Source organism: Pseudomonas sp. LBUM1676 (genome assembly GCF_059695605.1).
In genome coordinates, this window is record NZ_CP166777.1 from 651,369 (window position 1) to 668,505 (window position 17,137).

Sequence of the window (17,137 nt, forward strand, 5' to 3'; positions counted from 1 at the left end):
AAGTGATTGAAAGGATATCGCCATGCTGGACTGGAAGAACCGCGCGGGCAGCGCGCCTGAACGTGCCGCTGAACCGAAATCGGCCACACGCAGTTATTTTGGCGGCCTGTTGTTCAGCCGGGCGCTGGCCACTCTGATCGGCCTTTACCTGCTGGTGGCGATTGCGCTGGGCTGGTACTGGAGCCAGGAGCCTGCGCTGTTCCCGGTTCAACAGAATGCCCAGGTGGCTGCCGAGAAAGAAGGCAAGCAGATGGTCATCGGCTACACCACGGTGGAAACCCTCAAGACCGTCGCCGATACCTTGCTGACCAAACCGGGTGGTTATATTTCCAATGACCGTTTCCCGCCGGGCCTGTGGATGGATAACACGCCTAGCTGGGAATATGGCGTGCTGGTGCAGGTCCGTGACCTCAGCCGTGCGCTGCGAAAGGACTTCGCCCGTTCCCAGTCGCAGTCCACCGAAGACGCCGACCTGGCCAAGGCCGAGCCGCGTTTCAACTTCGACAACAAAAGCTGGGTGCTGCCATCCAGTGAGTCTGAATATCAGGAAGGGATCAAGTCCTTGAGCCGGTATCAGGCACGTTTGTCCGATCCGAGCCAGAAAAGCGCATTGTTCTACGCCCGCGCCGACAACCTCAACAACTGGCTGGGCGATGTCGGCACCCGTCTGGGATCGTTGTCGCAACGGCTGTCGGCCAGTGTTGGCCGGGTCAAGCTCAACACTGCGCTGAAAACCGAAGTCGTCGCGCCGGGTCAGGTACCGCAGGTTGACGAAGAAATCGTCGAAACCCCGTGGATGCAGATCGACAACGTGTTCTACGAAGCTCGCGGCCAGGCCTGGGCCCTGTCCCATCTGTTGCGTGCCATCGAAGTCGACTTCGCCGATGTGCTGGCCAAGAAGAACGCCACGGTCAGCGTGCGCCAGATCATTCGTGAGCTGGAAGCTTCGCAAGAACCGGTCTGGAGCCCGATGATCCTTAACGGCAGCGGTTTCGGGGTGCTGGCCAACCACTCGCTGGTCATGGCCAACTACATCTCCCGGGCGAACGCCGCAGTGATCGATTTGCGTCAACTGCTTAACCAGGGCTGAGTCATGGTCGATAGCGCCAAAGAGGCCGCCCACCGCGCGGCCTCGGATGCCGAGCAGATCGCCTGGGTCGACGAGCAGGACAACCTGCTCGGCGCCCTGGTCCGTTCCGACCTGCGCGAACGCGGGCTGATCGGGCGCGGCACTTACATCATGCTGTTCAATACCGCCGGTGAACTCTGCGTGCATCGCCGCACACTGAGCAAAGCCATTTATCCGGGTTTCTGGGATGTGGCGGCGGGGGGTATGGTGCTCGCGACCGAAACCTACGCCGAATCGGCCGCCCGCGAGCTTGAAGAAGAACTGGGCGTGAGCGGCGTGGAACTGACCGCCCATGATCATTTTTTCTTCGAGGACACCGGTAATCGCCTGTGGTGCTCGGCGTTTTCGGCGGTATGGGACGGCCCGTTGATCCTGCAACCGGAAGAAGTCCTTGAAGCGCGCTTTATTCCCATTGAGCAGGTGCTGCTGGAAATCCAGCAAAAGCCTTATTGCCCCGACTCCCTGGCGGCGTTGAAGCGGTATCTCCGGGCCCGTGGGTCGGACGTCGCAAAAGAGGCATAAATTGGCGCCGATTGGCTCTTAGCAAGTCGGCTTTTTGCCGTTACACTGCGCGACCTTTTCAAAACTGAACCGGTATTGCTGTTCTGTAGGAGCGAGCTTGCTCGCGAAAAACCCAAGGACGACGCGTGCATTCTGAATCAACGCGTTATCGTTGAAGTCCATCGCTGGCAAGCCAGCTCCTACAGAGGGTTGTACCGTGTAGGAGCGAGCTTGCTCGCGAAAAACGCAAGGGCGACACGTGCTGTCTGATGCCGCGCGTTATCGTTGACGTTCATCGCGAGCAAGCTTCGCTCCTACAAGGGTTGTACCGTTTCAGTAGCGCTGCCCCTGCCTGAGTGGGGCTTCGCGGTCGATGGCTCCCGCCCAGGTTGCCGCGACCAGTCTTTGTCCTCCAAAGAGGATTGCCGGTGGCCAAAAAAGCCGCATCCTTCGCCGCCCTGGGTGGCCTGGTATTTTCCACCGACGCAGGTCGGCATTGCCCGGATTGCAGTAAACCGGTGGATGCCTGCATCTGCAAACAGACCGTTATCCCGACCGGCGACGGCATCGCTCGCGTGCGTCGCGAAAGCAAGGGCCGTGGCGGCAAGACGGTGACCACCATCACCGGCGTGCCGTTGGCCGAAGATGCGCTCAAGGATCTGGCGACCACGTTGAAGAAGCGTTGCGGGACCGGTGGGGCGTTGAAAGACGGGATCATCGAAATCCAGGGCGATCATGTCGAGCTGCTCTTGGCCGAGCTGATCAAACTCGGTTTCAAGGCCAAGAAGTCCGGCGGCTAGCAGCCTCTGTGAAAACCACCCTCGGCTTGATCCGGTCCTGACAGCAGGGGCTGGCATCGCCTACATGGTTTTCACAGAGCCTGTTCTGACCGGTTTCTAAACTCACTGCGGTCAGCGAGGTCTATCCCTCGTTGACGAACCGTCATTTTCATTCTTTAGACTGCGCCGGCCTGAACCCAGGCGACGCTCTATGACTTCTTTATAGGGGACTTCAATGTCCGTACGACGCACACGCAAAGACGATGGCAGCCAATGGACAGTTGCGGACAGCCGCAGTGTTTACGGAATTCGCCATTGGGGGGCCGGGTATTTCGCGATCAATGACGCCGGTCGCGTCGAAGTTCGTCCGAACGGTCCGGACAGTTCGCCTATCGACCTGTTCGAGCAAGTCGACCAGCTGCGCAAAAGCGGCCTGTCCTTGCCACTGCTGGTGCGTTTCCCTGACATTCTGCAAGACCGCGTGCGTCAGCTGACCGGCGCCTTCGACGCCAACATCGAGCGCCTGGAATACCAGAGCAAATACACCGCGCTGTACCCGATCAAGGTCAACCAGCAAGAAGCGGTGATCGAAAACATCATCGCGACCCAAGACGTGTCCATCGGCCTGGAAGCCGGCTCCAAGCCTGAGCTGCTGGCCGTACTGGCCCTGGCACCGAAGGGCGGCACCATCGTCTGCAACGGTTACAAGGACCGTGAGTTCATCCGCTTGGCGCTGATGGGTCAAAAGCTTGGCCACAACGTGTTCATCGTGATCGAGAAAGAATCCGAAGTCGCCCTGGTGATCGAAGAAGCCGCCTCGCTCAAGGTCAAGCCTCAGGTCGGCCTGCGCGTGCGTCTGTCGTCCCTGGCATCGTCCAAATGGGCCGACACTGGCGGCGAGAAATCCAAGTTCGGTCTGTCGGCGGCGCAACTGCTGTCGGTGGTCGAGCGTTTCCGCGCGGCGGGCCTGGATCAGGGCATTCGCCTGCTGCACTTCCACATGGGCTCGCAGATCGCCAACCTGGCGGACTACCAGCACGGCTTCAAGGAAGCGATCCGCTACTACGGCGAACTGCGCAACCTCGGCCTGCCGGTTGACCACATCGACGTCGGCGGCGGCCTGGGGGTCGACTACGACGGTACTCACTCGCGAAACGCCAGCTCGATCAACTACGACATGGACGATTACGCCGGTGTCGTGGTCGGCATGCTCAAGGAATTCTGCGACGCGCAGAGCCTGCCGCACCCGAATATCTTCTCCGAGAGCGGCCGTTCCCTGACGGCTCACCACGCCATGCTGGTGGTGCAGGTGACCGACGTCGAAAAACACAACGACGACGTACCGCAGATCGAGAATAAAGAAGCGCTGCCGGAAACCGTGCAGTGGCTGGTTGACCTGCTGGGCCCGACCGACATCGAGATGGTCACCGAAACCTACTGGCGCGCCACGCACTACATGAGCGACGTGGCCACCCAGTACGCCGATGGCAAGCTGACCCTGGCCGAAAAAGCCCTGGCCGAGCAATGCTACTTCGCTGTGTGCCGTCGCCTGCACAACTCGTTGAAGGCCCGTCAGCGTTCGCACCGTCAGGTGCTCGACGAACTCAACGACAAGCTGGCCGACAAGTACATCTGCAACTTCTCGGTATTCCAGAGCCTGCCGGACACCTGGGCCATCGGCCAGGTCCTGCCGATCCTGCCGCTGCACCGTCTCGACGAAGAGCCGCTGCGCCGCGCCGTGCTGCAAGATCTGACCTGCGACTCCGACGGCAAGATCAAGCAATACGTCGACGAGCAGAGCATCGAAACCAGCCTGCCGGTTCACGGTTTGAACGAAGGCGAAGATTACCTGTTGGGCATCTTTCTGGTAGGCGCCTACCAGGAAATCCTCGGCGATATGCACAACCTGTTCGGTGACACCGATTCGGTGAACATCTACCAGAATGCCGACGGCAGCGTGTACCACGCCGGTATCGAAACCCACGACACCATCGAAGACATGCTGCGTTACGTGCACTTGTCGCCAGAAGAGTTGATGACCCACTACCGCGACAAGTGCGCCAGTGCCCGCATCACCGCCGCCGAGCGTACCCAGTTCCTCGATGCCCTGCGTCTGGGCTTGACCCGTTCGTCTTACCTGTCTTCTTGAGGTAAGTCATCGTTCTCATCGGGCTGTCAGAATAATTTCCGTATGCTGCGGAAATTTCGGATGGCCTGGTGGGACGAGTCTCTATTTTTAATCGGAACTGCACGCACTTGCGGCTAGCAACGCCATATTTTCCTCTTTTCTCGTAGGCCATTTCCTAAGTTGTACTTCGGCTCTCTACTCGGCCATGTCTCTCGGCGAGAATCCCCGGCCGCCCCTCCTGTAGAGAATCGCCAATGTTCGATCCAGTCAACGAGCCTTCATTTCGTCTGGATGTAGCAGGTATGTCCGACTCCTTCGAAGTCTTGGCCTTCAGCGGTAGAGAAGCCATCAGCGAGCCTTTCGTGTTCGAGGTGGATCTGCTGATAGGCGACCCGACGCTCGACCTGGCCAGCTTGCTGTACCGACCCGTCTCTCTGCACTTCGGGCCCGCCGGAAACGCCATTCATGGACAACTGCACGAAATCGTCCAGCGCGACCATGCTCCGGCTGCCCGGCTCTGCCACGTACGGTTGGGGCCGAAGCTGGCGTGCCTTTCCCAGCGCTTCAGCCAGCGCATTTTCAGCGCCTGCCCGGTGCCGCAGATCCTCAGTCAAGTGCTCAGGGAACATGGCATTGCCGACAAGGATCGGCGATTCGAGCTGCTGCGCGATTACCCGCCCGTTGATTTCTGTACCCAGTATCGGGAATCGGACCTGCAATTTCTTCAGCGCCTGTGCGCTCAGGAACGACTCAACTACCACTTTGAGCATCACGCTCGCGGGCACTGCCTGGTTTTTGGTGATGGTCAGGCGCATTTTCGCCTGGGGGAACTGGCGGATTTTCGGGTCGACAGCGAGCAGCCGGGGGTGCGACAGTTCCAGCTTCAGAGGCAACGAACCGCGCAAAGTGCCGAAGGCCGTACGGACCTGTCGACGCTGCGCAGCGGTCAACTGATGTCGCTGTCCGGTCATCCGATGGCCCACTGGAATCATCTCTGGTTGTTGACCCATATCGAACATCAGGGGAGTCAGGACCCCCTGTCCCCCTACAGCAATCAGATCCGTGCGATTCACTGGGAGGCGCCTTTGGTATCGCCCCAGTGCCCAGCGAAACCACGAATGCATAGCCTGCAACGGGCCTGGGTGGTCGATGTCGAAGAGTCTCGACCGGATCCGTCGAGGCCGGTTGCCGTGCAATTCGATTGGCTCTACCAGGGCGAGGGCGCGGTGCCCACCCACTGTTGGCTGCCCCTGGCCACTGAACTGGGCAGTACGACGGTTGAGCCATTGAGTGAGGGCGCCGAGGTGGTGGTGAGCTTTGTCGAGGGCGATCCGGACCAGCCGCTTATTACCGGATTTATTAACGTGCCCGAGGCTGTCGAAGAGGCTGAAGGACCCAGCGCGACAGGCGATTGTCCGCCCGACGAAGATTTGCTACGAAGTTTGCGCTCCGGCGAGCCCTTGATGCTGCTGTGCCTGCTGCCGGGCGGCGGCAGTTTCACTCCTTGCGCTCAGGCTTTCTGCACCTGCCGGGCGGCGACGCGGTTTGGCCAGAGTGGTGCGACATGATCGCCGCGCCCCCGCAATGGCTATTGCTGGACGTGCCGGGCGCGCCACTGGCAGGGGTGACGCTGCGCCAGACATTTGCCCATGCGCGGTGGTTCTGGTTGTTCGAAGACACGGAGCTGGATGCATCGCGCGAACACGGTCCGGTTCTGGTCGACCTTGGCTCATGCCCGGCGTTAGCCGGGTTGTGCTACAGCGAAGCGCAAAACTGGCGTGGACTGCTGATCGTCAGTGAGGCGCCGGCGTCGCAGTTGCTGGCGCATTTGCGCCGAATGCTCACGGTGACGGTCGGCCTGCATTACCGTGCCTTGTTGAGCTATTACAATCCCAACACGGCCAGTTACTTTTTCGATGCCTGCGATGCCCGGGAACTGAGTCGCTGGCTGGGGCCCATCAACCAGTTGCACTGGTTCGGCGGAACCTGGGCTGATCGCGCGATTGGCAGTCAGGGCTGGCAGCAGTTGCACAACCCGGGGCTCACCGTCACCCCGTTGGCAGTCGAAGAAAGCCTCAGCCCCGGTCAACAGGAAAAGCTGCAAACCTGTCTGCTGGAGCAGCATGCCTGGCACTGGAGTCAATCCACCGGGACCGATTACACCAGCCAGTGGACGCATATGCAGGAGGGGTTGGCGCTGGGCTTCAGCGAACGTGCGGTGCTCGATGAGTGGTTATGGCTGCGCTTGCAGTACCCCCGCGCTGCGCTGGTACTGCCTTTGTCGGGACTGACTCAGCAGGAGCGTCTCGACCGGCTGCGCGACCGCTGGCAGACCGATCGACACTGACCACGGCTTTTCGCACGGCCGCCCCGGATCAGTGAGCCCGGGCTGTAAACCAGCCATCGTTCTTGCGCAGAGCCCAGGCAAATGCGCCGAGGGTCAGACTGCGCAAGGCCATGAACCACAGGAACGTTATCCACAGGCCATGGTTGCCCAAATCGTGCAGCGCCCAGGCGAACGGCAGTAACAGCAGCATCGCCAGAAGCATGCCGTTGCGCATTTCCCGGGCACGGGTGGCACCGATGAACAGACCGTCGAGCAGGTAACTCCAGACCGCAATCAGCGGCAGGGTGGCGAGGTAAGGCAAGTAGATGAACGCGGTGTCGCGCACGCTTTGAATGTCGGTCTGCATCTCGATGAACAGATGGCCGGCTAACAAAAACAGCGTGGCAAAGCCCAGGCTTGCCAGCAACGACCAACCGCCGGCCACCACCATCGAGCGGCGCAGGGCGTTTCGGTCGCGAGCGCCGATGGCATGCCCGCAAAGGGCCTCCACGGCGTGGGCCAATCCATCGAGCGCGTGGGCCGTCAACAGCAGGCCGTTGAGCAGTAGCGCATTGGCGGCGACAGTGGCATCGCCCAGTCGCGCGCCTTGCACGGTAATAAGAAAAAACACCGATTGCAGGACCAGGCTACGGATGAAGATGTCGCGGTTGACCGCCAACAGCGGCCGCCAGCTCTGCCACAGCGCCAGCGCGGCCCAGGCGATGTGACCCGGGTAGGCGCGCAGGGCTTTTCGGGTCATCAGCAGACCGATCAGTGCGCCGGTCCATTCGGCGATCACCGAGGCCCGGGCAGCGCCGACCACGCCCCATTCCAGGCCGAGGACGAACCACAGGTTCAAGGCAATGTTGACCAGGTTGGTGCTCAGCAGGATCGCCAATGGCGCCCTGGCGTTCTGGGTGCCGAGGAACCAGCCGACCAGCGCATAACTGGCCAGCGCCGCCGGCAGGCCGAACAACCGCGTGTGGAAAAAATCGCGGGTCAGTTGATCCAGTTCGGCCGAGGGTTGCATGAAGTGCAGCGCGACGCCGCTCAACGGCACGCCCAGCGTTCCCAGGACAATGGCCAGGCCCATGGCCAGCAGCAAGCCCTGCAACAGGATTTGCCGCAACGCCGCGCCATCTCCGCGCCCGGCAGCCTGGGCGGCGAAACCGGTCGTGCCCATGCGCAGAAAACCCATTCCCCACGCCAGAAAGGTATACAGGCTGGCCCCGACTGCGACGGCGCCCAACTGATGGGCATGGGGCAGGTGGCCGATGACCGTACTGTCGACCAGTGCTACCAGCGGAACGGAAATGTTCGAGAGAATCATGGGTGCGGCGAGCGCCCAGACCCGGCGATGGGTAGGGCGGTCGCGCCAGTCGGCGATCAGGTTGGACATGCAGGCTCCTTGGGGAGCGGGCATTGTAGCGACACATCTGAATCCGCAGTGACCCAATGTGGGAGCGGCGGTGCTAGTGGATTATCCAGCTCAACAACCAAAGCCCCAGCAGCAACCAGATAATTCCCATGATGATTGACGCACTCATGAACGCGCGAATCGCCGAATACAACAGCATCAACCCCAGGATCAAGGCGATGATGCTGATGATTGATGCGTCCATGCCCAGCGCGCGGGACAGTCCGTCGACAAAATTGCTGCCGGCACGGCTCAGCAGATTGAACAGCCCGCTGAGTCCATCAACGATGAACCGGATGATCGAACCGAGTACCTGGCCGAGCCATTCGAAAAAACTTTCTACCTGCATGTCGTGCACGTCCTGTTGAAGTGGTTGAACCTTGGGCCAATGATCACAGTGGCGAGTTCCCTGATGCCGGGATCGTTTGAGTATGACGCAAAGCTTCCTGTCTGTTGATGACCCCAGTAGGAGCGAGCTTGCTCGCGATGGACGTTAACGATAACGCGTTCATTCTGGATAAACGCATTGCTCTCAAGTCCTTCGCGAGCAAGCTCGCTCCTACAGGAAACTTGCCATCCCCGGCCATCCCCCCGAAGCTATACGCCTTCAGGAGAGCCCGATGAACCTTGTAGAACTGACCGAACGCCTGCACGCCATCCGTGACCGTAATGATTGGCGGCAATTTCACAGCCCGAAAAACCTGGCCATGGCCGCGAGCGTGGAGATGTCCGAACTGGTAGAGATCTTCCAGTGGCTGACCGAAGACCAGTCGCGTCAGCTGCCGGCGGACAAGCTGGCCCACGCCGGGCAGGAAATCGGCGATATCGTGCTCTATCTGTTGCTGTTGTGCGCCGAGTTGGGCCTGGACATGAATGAAGTGGTGCGCAGCAAGCTCGCCGACAGTGAACGGAGGTTCAGCTGATGAGCGACCGTCATTTCGATCAACTGGCGACCCGCTTTGCCGAAAAAATCTATGGTGGTGCCAAAGGCGCGATCCGCCTTGCGGTGCTTCAGGCCGACCTGGCCGAAATCCTGCCGGACCGGCCATTGCGTGTTCTGGACATCGGTGCCGGCCTGGGCCACATGTCGTTGTGGCTGGCCCAGCGCGGTCATCAGGTCACGCTGGCCGAACCCGCCGAGCCGATGCTCGAAGGGGCCCGCCAGCGCTTCGCCGATGCGGGGCAGACGGCGACGTTCATCCAGGCACCCTGGCAGCAATTGCTCGGTCAACTGACCGAGCCCTACGATCTGGTGCTGTGCCACGCCGTGCTGGAATGGCTCGCCGAACCCCACGCGATCCTGCCGGTCCTGCATCAGCTGACCAAGCCTGAAGGTTGGTTATCCCTGGCCTTCTACAACCGTGATGCGCTGATCTACCGCAATCTGCTCAAGGGGCACTTTCGCAAGATGCGCAAGAACGACATGGCCGGCGAAAAGCAGAGCCTGACCCCGCAGCAGCCCCTGGATCCGCGTGAACTGGCGGCGCAACTTGAGGGCCTGTGGCGGGTCGAAACTCAAAGTGGGGTACGGGTTTTTCACGACTACATGCCGGTGGAATTCCAGGCCCGCGCCGAACTGGCGGACTTGCTCGAAATGGAGCTGGCCCACCGTCGCCACCCAAGCTTTGCCGGGCTTGGGCGCTACTTGCACTGGATCTGTCGGCCGGTCTGATCGGAGCGCGAAATGAAAAGTCGTTCAGGGTTACTGGTGATCTGTCTGGGGTTGGCGGCCTGTCAGGGCAGCAATCCTTATGTGGCAACCTCCAATCCCTTGCCACCGGCGCCGCCTCAAGCGGCTAACACCTTCGACCGCAGCGCCTACCCGGCGCCACCGCGTGACTACGGGCGCTACCGCAGCTGGGCCTGGCTCAACGGACAGCTGCCACCAGGTACCGCCTGGGCGGACTCGGCGCAGGTCGCCGAAGCTGTCAGCAATGCTCTGGATCAGCGCGGCTTGCGCCCGCTGCATGACAATCGCCCGGCGGACCTGTTTGTCAGCGCCGACCTGCGCGAGGAAACCCGCTTGCGTCAGGTGCGTGATGACTATGGTTACTATGGCGGCGGATATGGCGGATATGGCGGTTACAACCGTTACGGCAGCGGCTATGGCATGTACAACACGGTGCCGATCGTGCGCACATATCAGGAACAGGTCGTGGTGGTACGAGTGGATCTGTTCGATGCGCAAAGCGGTCAACAGGTATGGAGCGCCAGCGCTGAAACCAGCAACCGGGGCAGCCAGGGCGACCGTACGGATGCCATACGGGAGGCTGTAGAAAAGGCAATGTCGGCGTATCCTCCCAGTTAGCTTCTTTTTTTATCAGGATGCCTGCGCAGGTTCATGTCTTCAACCGGAGAAATATCATGTTCCGCCGTCTCGCTTTACTGGCAGTGGCCACGCTACTGAGCGCCTGCGCCACCCAGGTCAATCACGACTTTGATGCCAGCCGCGACTTCGCCGCCTATCGCAGCTGGAGCTGGAAAGAACCCGCCCTGCAATATCGCCCCGATGACCCGCGGATCAAGAGCGACCTGACTGAACAACGGGTGCGCCAATCGGTTTCCGATCAACTGGATCAGCGTGGTTTGCGCCCAGCGGCCCCCGGCACCCGGGGTGACGTGAGCGTGCAGGCCTACCTGATCGTCGAAGAGCGCCAGCAACAAGTGACCACCAACTATGGCGGCGCTTGGGGCAACCCCTGGAATGGCTATTGGGGCGGGCCGATGTACAACGAAACCCGCAACGTCAGCTACAAGGTGGCGACCATCCAGATCGACCTGCTCGACGGCAAGGACGGCAAACTGGTGTGGCGCGGCAGCGATGAACAAATGCTCAGCCGCTCACCGAATCCCGCTGATCGCAGCGCGGCGATACGCGAAACGGTCGGGCGGGTCCTGGCCAACTATCCACCCAGATAAAACGACGCTTCGCGCAGCGCAGGATGCTCGGCAAATGCGCTACAGACGATGGGCGGCTCAGGTCACGGGCCGCCAATGTCCCACCATGTGCTCAAGATCCCCCGCACCCACCAACTGAAAATCTCCACTGGATCCGCCTGCGCTGGACAGCAATGTCACCTCGCTGGGTAGCCGCACCGGCTTCCTGAATTGAACCGCAATCTCGACGTTCGCCGCGGGCAGGTGTTCACTGAGCGCCGCGAGTGTCCGGGCCTTGTTCCACAACCCGTGGGCGATCGCGGTGGGGAACCCGAACAGTTTGGCACTGACCGCACTCAGGTGAATCGGGTTGTAGTCCCCGGACACTTTGGCGTACTGCCGGCCAATGTCCGCCGGCGCCTTCCAACGCGTCACCTCCGTCAGTGCCAGGGTCGACGCGAGCACTTCCTCGACGGGCTCGCCGTCGAGTTTGACGCCCCGGCACAACATCTGGCTTTGCGCTTCCCATAACACACCCAACTGATCGTCGAGCGTGGTCACCAGGTCGAACGTTGCACCCTTGGCATGGGGCTGCAGGTTCTGCACCTGCACGCTGACCCGCGCGCGATTGACGCCACCCATGGGCCGCAAGACGCGAATGCGGTTGCTCAGGTGGATCAGTCCCAGCAGCGGGAACGGAAACTCCCGGGCGGTGAGCAGTTGCATCTGCAAGGCGAACGCGAGGATGTGTGGATAGGTCGGTGGCAGTAAACCGTTATCGGAGAAATCGCAGACTGTGCGATAGGCCGCCAGGCGCTTCGGGTCGACGTCGATCCAGCAGCGCAAACCTGAATCCGGCAGTGTGGTGCCGGTGATTTTGCGACGCGTCGCGGCCTTTACGTAGAGTTCCGGCAGGCTCGGTTCGCGGTTGAGTGTGTGCCAATCGATGATCATGCCTAAGCCCCCAAAACACTTTGTCCGCAAACTCGCAATGCTTGCCCGGTGAACGCACCGGTACCCGGTTGCGCCAGCCAGGCCACCGCCTCGGCGACGTCTTGCGGCAGGCCGCCCTGGCCCAACGAACTCATGCGCCGCCCGGCTTCCCGCAGGCCGAAGGGAAGGTGCGCGGTCATCTGGGTTTCGATAAACCCGGGGGCCACCGCATTGATGCTGATACCGCGCTCGTTCAACAGCGGCGCCCAGGCTTGCGCCAGACCGATCAGCCCGGCCTTGCTCGCCGCGTAGTTGGTTTGCCCGCGATTGCCGGCGATGCCGCTGATGGACGCGAGCAGAATCACCCGGCCGTTGTCCTGCAAGGTGCCGCTGTCGAGCAAGGCCTTGGTCAGCACCTGCGGTGCATTGAGGTTGACGGCGAGCACGGCGTCCCAGAATTCGGGCGTCATGTTGGCCAGGGTTTTGTCGCGAGTGATGCCGGCATTGTGCACGACGATGTCGATGCCGTCGGGCAACTGCTCGATCAACTGCGTGGCGGCGTCTTCGGCGCAAATGTCCAGGGTGATGCTACGTCCGCCCAGGCGAGCGGCGAGGGCTTCGAGATCGGTCTTGGCCTGCGGTACGTCAAGCAGGATGACTTCGGCGCCGTCACGGGCCAGGGTTTCGGCAATAGAGGCGCCGATGCCGCGTGCCGCACCCGTGACCAGCGCCTTGCGGCCCGACAGCGGACGCGTCCAGTCCGTCACCTGGGTATCGCAGGCGTTCAAGCGAATGACCTGGCCGGAAATGAAAGCGCTTTTGGGCGAGAGGAAAAACCGCAGCGGGCCTTCCAGTTGATCCTCGGCGCCTTCACCGACATGGATCAGCTGCAAGGTGCCACCGCTGCGCAATTCCTTGGCCAGCGACCGGCTGAAACCTTCCAGGGCCCGCTGGGCGCTGGCGGCGAACGGGTCGCTCAAGGTGTGCGGCGCACGCCCCAGAATCACCAGGTGCGCACTGTGATCGAGATCTTTCATCAGCGGCTGGAAGAATTCGCGCAGCTGTTTGAGCTGGTCGGTCTGCACCAGATCGCTGGCATCGAACACCACGGCCTTGAGTTTGGGGCCGTGACCGGGAATCCAGCCCGTCGCCATCGAAGGATCGGTGCCGTAGCTGTAGATCGCGTCGGTCAGGCGGTTGGCGAAAGCGCTGACTTTTTCCGCCAGCGGTCCGCCGCCAATCAGCAACGCCCCCTCGACCGGACGCAGCCGGCCGGCTTGCCAGCGGTCCAGGCGAACCGGCGACGGCAGGCCGATGGCACCGACCAGGCGATGGCCGATGGATGAATTGGCGAAGTCGATATAGCGGTCAGACATGGAACGCGCTCCAGCAGCTGGGGTTCAAAGTGTGGACCACGAATGGCGATCAGTCGTTCGATCCACGAGATAAGGCCTACGCTTGATCACAGCAGAGTAGTTGAAGCTGGTTTAGCAGGTCTCGCGGCGGATGCAGACAGTGTGGGAGCGGGCTTGCTCGCGAAGGGGGAGTGCCAGGCGATATGGATCTTGAATATGCCGGCCTCTTCGTCGGATCGCCGCCCGGAGCAAGCCCGCTCCCACAGGGTTTGGCGTTCACATTTGAATATTTCATCAGGAGCTTTTCATGACTCAACCGCGCCGCGTCGCGATCATCGGCGGTAACCGTATCCCCTTCGCCCGCTCCAACGGGCCGTACGCCACCGCCAGTAACCAGGCGATGCTCACCGCCGCACTTGAAGGCCTGATCGAACGCTACAACCTGCATGGCCTGCGCATCGGTGAAGTGGTGGCCGGCGCCGTGCTCAAGCACTCCCGGGATTTCAACCTGACCCGCGAATGCGTACTGGGCTCGCGGCTGTCACCGACCACTGCGGCTTACGACATCCAGCAAGCCTGCGGCACCGGCCTTGAGGCGGCACTGCTGGTGGCGAACAAAATTGCCCTTGGTCAGATCGAGTGCGCGATTGCTGGCGGCGTCGACACCACGTCCGACGCGCCGATCGGCGTCAACGAAGGTTTGCGCAAGATCCTGCTGCAAGCCAATCGCGCCAGGTCCACGGGCGACAAACTGAAAACCTTCCTGCAACTGCGACCCCATCATTTGATGCCCGAACTGCCGCGCAACGGCGAGCCGCGCACCGGCCTGTCCATGGGTGAGCACTGCGAGTTGATGGCCCAGACCTGGAATATTCCACGAGACGAGCAGGATCAACTGGCCCTCGAAAGCCACCAGAAAATGGCCGCTTCCTATACCGAAGGCTGGCACAACGATCTGATGACCCCGTTCTTCGGCCTGACCCGCGACAACAACCTGCGCCCGGACCTGACCCTGGAAAAACTGGCGTCACTCAAACCGGCCTTCGAGAAAAGTGCCAAGGGCACCCTGACGGCGGGCAACTCCACGCCACTCACCGATGGCGCGTCGCTGGTGCTGCTGGGCAGTGAAGAATGGGCAAAAGAGCGTGGTCTGCCAATCCTCGCCTACCTGCGTGACGGCGAGGCGGCGGCGGTGGATTTCGTCAACGGTGCCGAAGGATTGTTGATGGCGCCGGTCTATGCCGTGCCGCGCTTGTTGGCGCGCAACGGCCTAACCCTGCAGGACTTCGATTACTACGAAATCCACGAAGCCTTCGCCGCGCAGGTGCTGTGCACATTGAAGGCCTGGGAAGATCCGCAGTACTGCCAAACCCGCCTCGGCCTCGACGCGCCGCTGGGCTCAATCGACCGCAGCCGATTGAATGTCAAAGGCAGTTCACTGGCGGCCGGGCATCCGTTTGCCGCCACGGGTGGGCGCATTGTGGCCAACCTGGCCAAGCTGCTCGATGCGGCGGGCAAGGGCCGGGGCTTGATCTCCATCTGCGCCGCTGGTGGCCAGGGTGTAACCGCGATTATCGAGCGCTGAGGCTGGTCGCAACCTGTGGGAGCGAGCCTGCTCGCGAACGCGGAGTATCAGGCGAAATAGATTGCGAATGTGCGGGACTCTTCGTCGGATCGCCGCCCGGAGCAAGCCCGCTCCCACAGGGTTCACCGATATTGAATAGATAAGCGACTTCGCCTAACGTCGGCCGTATAGGCATCCAGTCATCTCGCAATATAAGGCCCGCCAATGCCGACTAACGGACAAGTCTCTCTCGAACGGACGATTCCGACCCTTACCGCGTTGCCGCGTCCGCTGTTCGCCCGGGCGGAAAGCCTCAATGCCGGTTCATGGACGCCGCCTCACCGCCACGACTGGGTACAGTTTTCCTACGCCATCAGCGGCGTCCTCGGCGTGCACACCGCCGAGGGCAGTTTCTTTGCGCCGCCGCAGTGGGGCATCTGGATTCCGGCGGATCTCGAACACCAGGTAGTGACCTCGATGCGCGCCGAGATGCGCAGCCTGTACGTGCGCCGCGAGGAGTGTGCATGGGCGCACGGGCGTTGCAGGGTGCTCGAGGTGACGCCGCTGGTCCGGGAGCTGATCAAAAGTTTTTGTCTGTTGCCGGTGGAATATCCACAGGGTGATAGCCAGGAAGCGCGATTGGTGAATGTGCTTCTGGATCAGTTGGCGAGCCTGCCGGAGGTGGAGTTTTCCCTGCCGTTGCCGCGCCATGAACGGTTGCTGGGTGTCTGTAACGAGCTGATCGAAAGCCCTGAGAGCACTGTGACCTTGCAGGAATGGGCCGAGCGGTTGGGCATGTCGGAGAAGACGCTGATGCGATTGTTCCAGCGCGAAACCGGGTTGAGCTTTCGAGGGTGGCGCCAGCGGATGCGGCTGCTGTCGTCATTGAATCTGCTGGAGGAGGGCGACAGCGTGACCAATGCCGCGCTGTCTTGCGGGTATGACTCGACGTCGGCATTTATAGCGGCGTTCAAAAACCTGTTCGGGTATACCCCGGGCGAACTTTTCAGGCAGTAACGACACTGAAAAATCGCAGTTTGCATGCATTTGTAATGTTCATAGGTCGGCAACCCCTCCCCCGAATGAGTGGATTGCCGTATAACGAATGACTTTCGCGTGTTTGGTAATAAAGGACCCCCAATAAAAGCTGATGAAGACTCCAAAACGCATTGAACCCCTGATCGAGGACGGTCTGGTCGACGAGGTGCTGCGCCCACTCATGAGTGGTAAAGAAGCAGCTGTTTACGTGGTGCGCTGCGGTAACGAGTTACGTTGCGCGAAGGTCTACAAGGAGGCGAATAAACGCAGTTTTCGTCAGGCGGCCGAATATCAGGAAGGTCGCAAGGTACGCAACAGCCGTCAGGCCCGGGCGATGGCCAAGGGTTCCAAGTTCGGCAAGAAAGAAACCGAAGACGCCTGGCAGAATGCCGAAGTGGCGGCGTTGTTCCGTTTGGCCGGTGCTGGCGTTCGGGTCCCCAAGCCTTACGACTTCCTGGAAGGCGTGCTGCTGATGGAACTGGTCGCCGACGAGTACGGCGATGCCGCTCCGCGCCTGAACGACGTGGTGCTGGAGCCGGACCAGGCGCGCGAATATCACGCGTTTCTGATTTCACAGATCGTGCTGATGTTGTGTACCGGCCTGGTGCACGGTGACTTGTCGGAGTTCAACGTGCTGCTGACCCCGACCGGCCCGGTGATCATCGACTTGCCGCAGGCGGTGGACGCCGCGGGCAACAACCACGCCTTCAGCATGCTGGAGCGGGATGTCGGCAACATGGCGTCCTACTTTGGGCGGTATGCACCGGAGTTGAAGAAGACCCGGTTTGCCAAGGAAATGTGGGCCCTGTACGAGGCCGGCACCTTGCACCCGGCCAGCATCCTGACCGGCGAGTTCGACGAGCCGGAAGAGTTGGCCGACGTGGGCGGGATCATGCGCGAAATCGAGGCCGCACGTCTCGATGAAGAGCGCAAGCAAGCGGTGCGCGCGGCAGACGACGCGCCACCTGGCAAAACCGAAGAACCGCCTCCGCCATGGATGCAGTGATCGGTCAATGAAAAACCCGGCTTCGGCCGGGTTTTTTGTGCATGTCTTATCCCAAAATCTTCTAACAATGGAGATCAATTGTGG

17 protein-coding genes are annotated in these 17,137 nt (G+C 61.2%); 13 read left to right on the forward strand and 4 right to left on the reverse strand.

What is annotated here, in order from left to right; translation table 11 throughout:
• The first annotated feature begins 22 nt into the window (after positions 1–22).
• The 6 genes from ACA041_RS02925 (at position 23) to ACA041_RS02950 (ending at position 6,884) form a co-directional block, all read left to right on the forward strand.
• Positions 23–1,090 carry a DUF2333 family protein gene (locus tag ACA041_RS02925; protein WP_150797109.1) on the forward strand — a complete coding sequence of 356 codons (1,068 nt, stop codon included), beginning with the start codon at positions 23–25 and terminating at the stop codon, positions 1,088–1,090.
• A 3-nt stretch (positions 1,091–1,093) separates the two neighbouring features.
• The gene (locus ACA041_RS02930) at positions 1,094–1,651 is read left to right on the forward strand and encodes an NUDIX hydrolase (protein ID WP_497439810.1); all 558 of its coding nucleotides are present in this window, start codon (positions 1,094–1,096) and stop codon (positions 1,649–1,651) included.
• Positions 1,652–2,058: 407 nt separating this feature from the next.
• Positions 2,059–2,430: a translation initiation factor Sui1 gene (locus tag ACA041_RS02935; protein WP_497439811.1), complete on the forward strand. Its 372-nt coding sequence runs from the start codon at positions 2,059–2,061 to the stop codon at positions 2,428–2,430.
• Between the two features lie 214 nt (positions 2,431–2,644).
• The gene (gene speA / locus ACA041_RS02940) at positions 2,645–4,558 is read left to right on the forward strand and encodes an arginine decarboxylase (RefSeq protein ID WP_497439812.1); all 1,914 of its coding nucleotides are present in this window, start codon (positions 2,645–2,647) and stop codon (positions 4,556–4,558) included.
• Positions 4,559–4,791: 233 nt separating this feature from the next.
• Positions 4,792–6,105, forward strand: coding sequence for a type VI secretion system Vgr family protein (locus ACA041_RS02945; protein ID WP_497439813.1), 1,314 nt, complete (start codon positions 4,792–4,794; stop codon positions 6,103–6,105).
• Positions 6,102–6,884 carry a DUF4123 domain-containing protein gene (locus tag ACA041_RS02950; RefSeq protein WP_497439814.1) on the forward strand — a complete coding sequence of 261 codons (783 nt, stop codon included), beginning with the start codon at positions 6,102–6,104 and terminating at the stop codon, positions 6,882–6,884. The genes ACA041_RS02945 and ACA041_RS02950 overlap by 4 nt, the downstream gene beginning before the upstream one ends.
• A 28-nt stretch (positions 6,885–6,912) precedes the next feature.
• Here the strand turns inward: ACA041_RS02950 and ACA041_RS02955 are convergent, their stop codons facing one another.
• Positions 6,913–8,262, reverse strand: a complete 1,350-nt coding sequence (locus ACA041_RS02955) for an MATE family efflux transporter (RefSeq protein ID WP_497439815.1) — start codon at positions 8,260–8,262, stop codon at positions 6,913–6,915.
• A 73-nt stretch (positions 8,263–8,335) separates the two neighbouring features.
• Positions 8,336–8,629: a hypothetical protein gene (locus tag ACA041_RS02960; protein WP_497439816.1), complete on the reverse strand. Its 294-nt coding sequence runs from the start codon at positions 8,627–8,629 to the stop codon at positions 8,336–8,338.
• A gap of 271 nt (positions 8,630–8,900) precedes the next feature.
• Between ACA041_RS02960 and ACA041_RS02965 the strand changes: the two genes are divergently transcribed.
• The 4 genes from ACA041_RS02965 to ACA041_RS02980 are packed head-to-tail and all read left to right on the forward strand — an operon-like array spanning position 8,901 to position 11,199.
• Entirely contained in the window at positions 8,901–9,203 is a 303-nt protein-coding gene (locus tag ACA041_RS02965; RefSeq protein WP_497439817.1) for a MazG-like family protein, read from the forward strand.
• Entirely contained in the window at positions 9,203–9,952 is a 750-nt protein-coding gene (locus ACA041_RS02970) for a methyltransferase domain-containing protein (protein WP_497439818.1), read from the forward strand. Before ACA041_RS02965 ends, ACA041_RS02970 begins: the two co-directional genes overlap by 1 nt.
• 12 nt (positions 9,953–9,964) lie before the next feature.
• Positions 9,965–10,588, forward strand: a complete 624-nt coding sequence (locus ACA041_RS02975) for a DUF4136 domain-containing protein (protein WP_497439819.1) — start codon at positions 9,965–9,967, stop codon at positions 10,586–10,588.
• Between the two features lie 56 nt (positions 10,589–10,644).
• The gene (locus ACA041_RS02980; protein ID WP_497439820.1) at positions 10,645–11,199 is read left to right on the forward strand and encodes a DUF4136 domain-containing protein; all 555 of its coding nucleotides are present in this window, start codon (positions 10,645–10,647) and stop codon (positions 11,197–11,199) included.
• A 57-nt stretch (positions 11,200–11,256) separates the two neighbouring features.
• Here the strand turns inward: ACA041_RS02980 and ACA041_RS02985 are convergent, their stop codons facing one another.
• Both ACA041_RS02985 and ACA041_RS02990 read right to left on the reverse strand, forming a co-directional pair.
• Complete coding sequence (locus ACA041_RS02985) at positions 11,257–12,111, reverse strand: MaoC family dehydratase (protein WP_497439821.1); 855 nt, start codon at positions 12,109–12,111, stop codon at positions 11,257–11,259.
• 2 nt (positions 12,112–12,113) lie between these two features.
• Positions 12,114–13,466: a 3-oxoacyl-ACP reductase gene (locus ACA041_RS02990; protein ID WP_497439822.1), complete on the reverse strand. Its 1,353-nt coding sequence runs from the start codon at positions 13,464–13,466 to the stop codon at positions 12,114–12,116.
• A 286-nt stretch (positions 13,467–13,752) separates the two neighbouring features.
• On the opposite strand from ACA041_RS02990, the gene ACA041_RS02995 reads away from it, so the two are divergent.
• The 3 genes from ACA041_RS02995 to ACA041_RS03005 all read left to right on the forward strand — a co-directional run bounded on the left by ACA041_RS02995 (position 13,753) and on the right by ACA041_RS03005 (position 17,053).
• Positions 13,753–15,030: an acetyl-CoA C-acetyltransferase gene (locus ACA041_RS02995; RefSeq protein WP_497439823.1), complete on the forward strand. Its 1,278-nt coding sequence runs from the start codon at positions 13,753–13,755 to the stop codon at positions 15,028–15,030.
• 204 nt (positions 15,031–15,234) lie between these two features.
• Positions 15,235–16,026 carry an AraC family transcriptional regulator gene (locus ACA041_RS03000; protein WP_497439824.1) on the forward strand — a complete coding sequence of 264 codons (792 nt, stop codon included), beginning with the start codon at positions 15,235–15,237 and terminating at the stop codon, positions 16,024–16,026.
• A gap of 133 nt (positions 16,027–16,159) precedes the next feature.
• Entirely contained in the window at positions 16,160–17,053 is an 894-nt protein-coding gene (locus ACA041_RS03005; RefSeq protein ID WP_497439825.1) for a PA4780 family RIO1-like protein kinase, read from the forward strand.
• Positions 17,054–17,137 lie beyond the last annotated feature (84 nt).

Bases quoted from the DNA above. Each gene is read 5' to 3' on its own strand.
- ACA041_RS03000 (WP_497439824.1), top strand. From the start codon at position 15,235: ATGCCGACTAACGGACAAGTCTCTCTCGAACGGACGATTCCGACCCTT.
- ACA041_RS02985 (WP_497439821.1), bottom strand. From the start codon at position 12,111: ATGATCATCGATTGGCACACACTCAACCGCGAACCGAGCCTGCCGGAA.
- ACA041_RS02945 (WP_497439813.1), top strand. From the start codon at position 4,792: ATGTTCGATCCAGTCAACGAGCCTTCATTTCGTCTGGATGTAGCAGGT.
- ACA041_RS02980 (WP_497439820.1), top strand. From the start codon at position 10,645: ATGTTCCGCCGTCTCGCTTTACTGGCAGTGGCCACGCTACTGAGCGCC.
- ACA041_RS02960 (WP_497439816.1), bottom strand. From the start codon at position 8,629: ATGCAGGTAGAAAGTTTTTTCGAATGGCTCGGCCAGGTACTCGGTTCG.
- speA (WP_497439812.1), top strand. From the start codon at position 2,645: ATGTCCGTACGACGCACACGCAAAGACGATGGCAGCCAATGGACAGTT.
- ACA041_RS02925 (WP_150797109.1), top strand. From the start codon at position 23: ATGCTGGACTGGAAGAACCGCGCGGGCAGCGCGCCTGAACGTGCCGCT.
- ACA041_RS02950 (WP_497439814.1), top strand. From the start codon at position 6,102: ATGATCGCCGCGCCCCCGCAATGGCTATTGCTGGACGTGCCGGGCGCG.
- ACA041_RS03005 (WP_497439825.1), top strand. From the start codon at position 16,160: ATGAAGACTCCAAAACGCATTGAACCCCTGATCGAGGACGGTCTGGTC.
- ACA041_RS02930 (WP_497439810.1), top strand. From the start codon at position 1,094: ATGGTCGATAGCGCCAAAGAGGCCGCCCACCGCGCGGCCTCGGATGCC.
- ACA041_RS02965 (WP_497439817.1), top strand. From the start codon at position 8,901: ATGAACCTTGTAGAACTGACCGAACGCCTGCACGCCATCCGTGACCGT.
- ACA041_RS02975 (WP_497439819.1), top strand. From the start codon at position 9,965: ATGAAAAGTCGTTCAGGGTTACTGGTGATCTGTCTGGGGTTGGCGGCC.
- ACA041_RS02995 (WP_497439823.1), top strand. From the start codon at position 13,753: ATGACTCAACCGCGCCGCGTCGCGATCATCGGCGGTAACCGTATCCCC.
- ACA041_RS02955 (WP_497439815.1), bottom strand. From the start codon at position 8,262: ATGTCCAACCTGATCGCCGACTGGCGCGACCGCCCTACCCATCGCCGG.
- ACA041_RS02970 (WP_497439818.1), top strand. From the start codon at position 9,203: ATGAGCGACCGTCATTTCGATCAACTGGCGACCCGCTTTGCCGAAAAA.
- ACA041_RS02990 (WP_497439822.1), bottom strand. From the start codon at position 13,466: ATGTCTGACCGCTATATCGACTTCGCCAATTCATCCATCGGCCATCGC.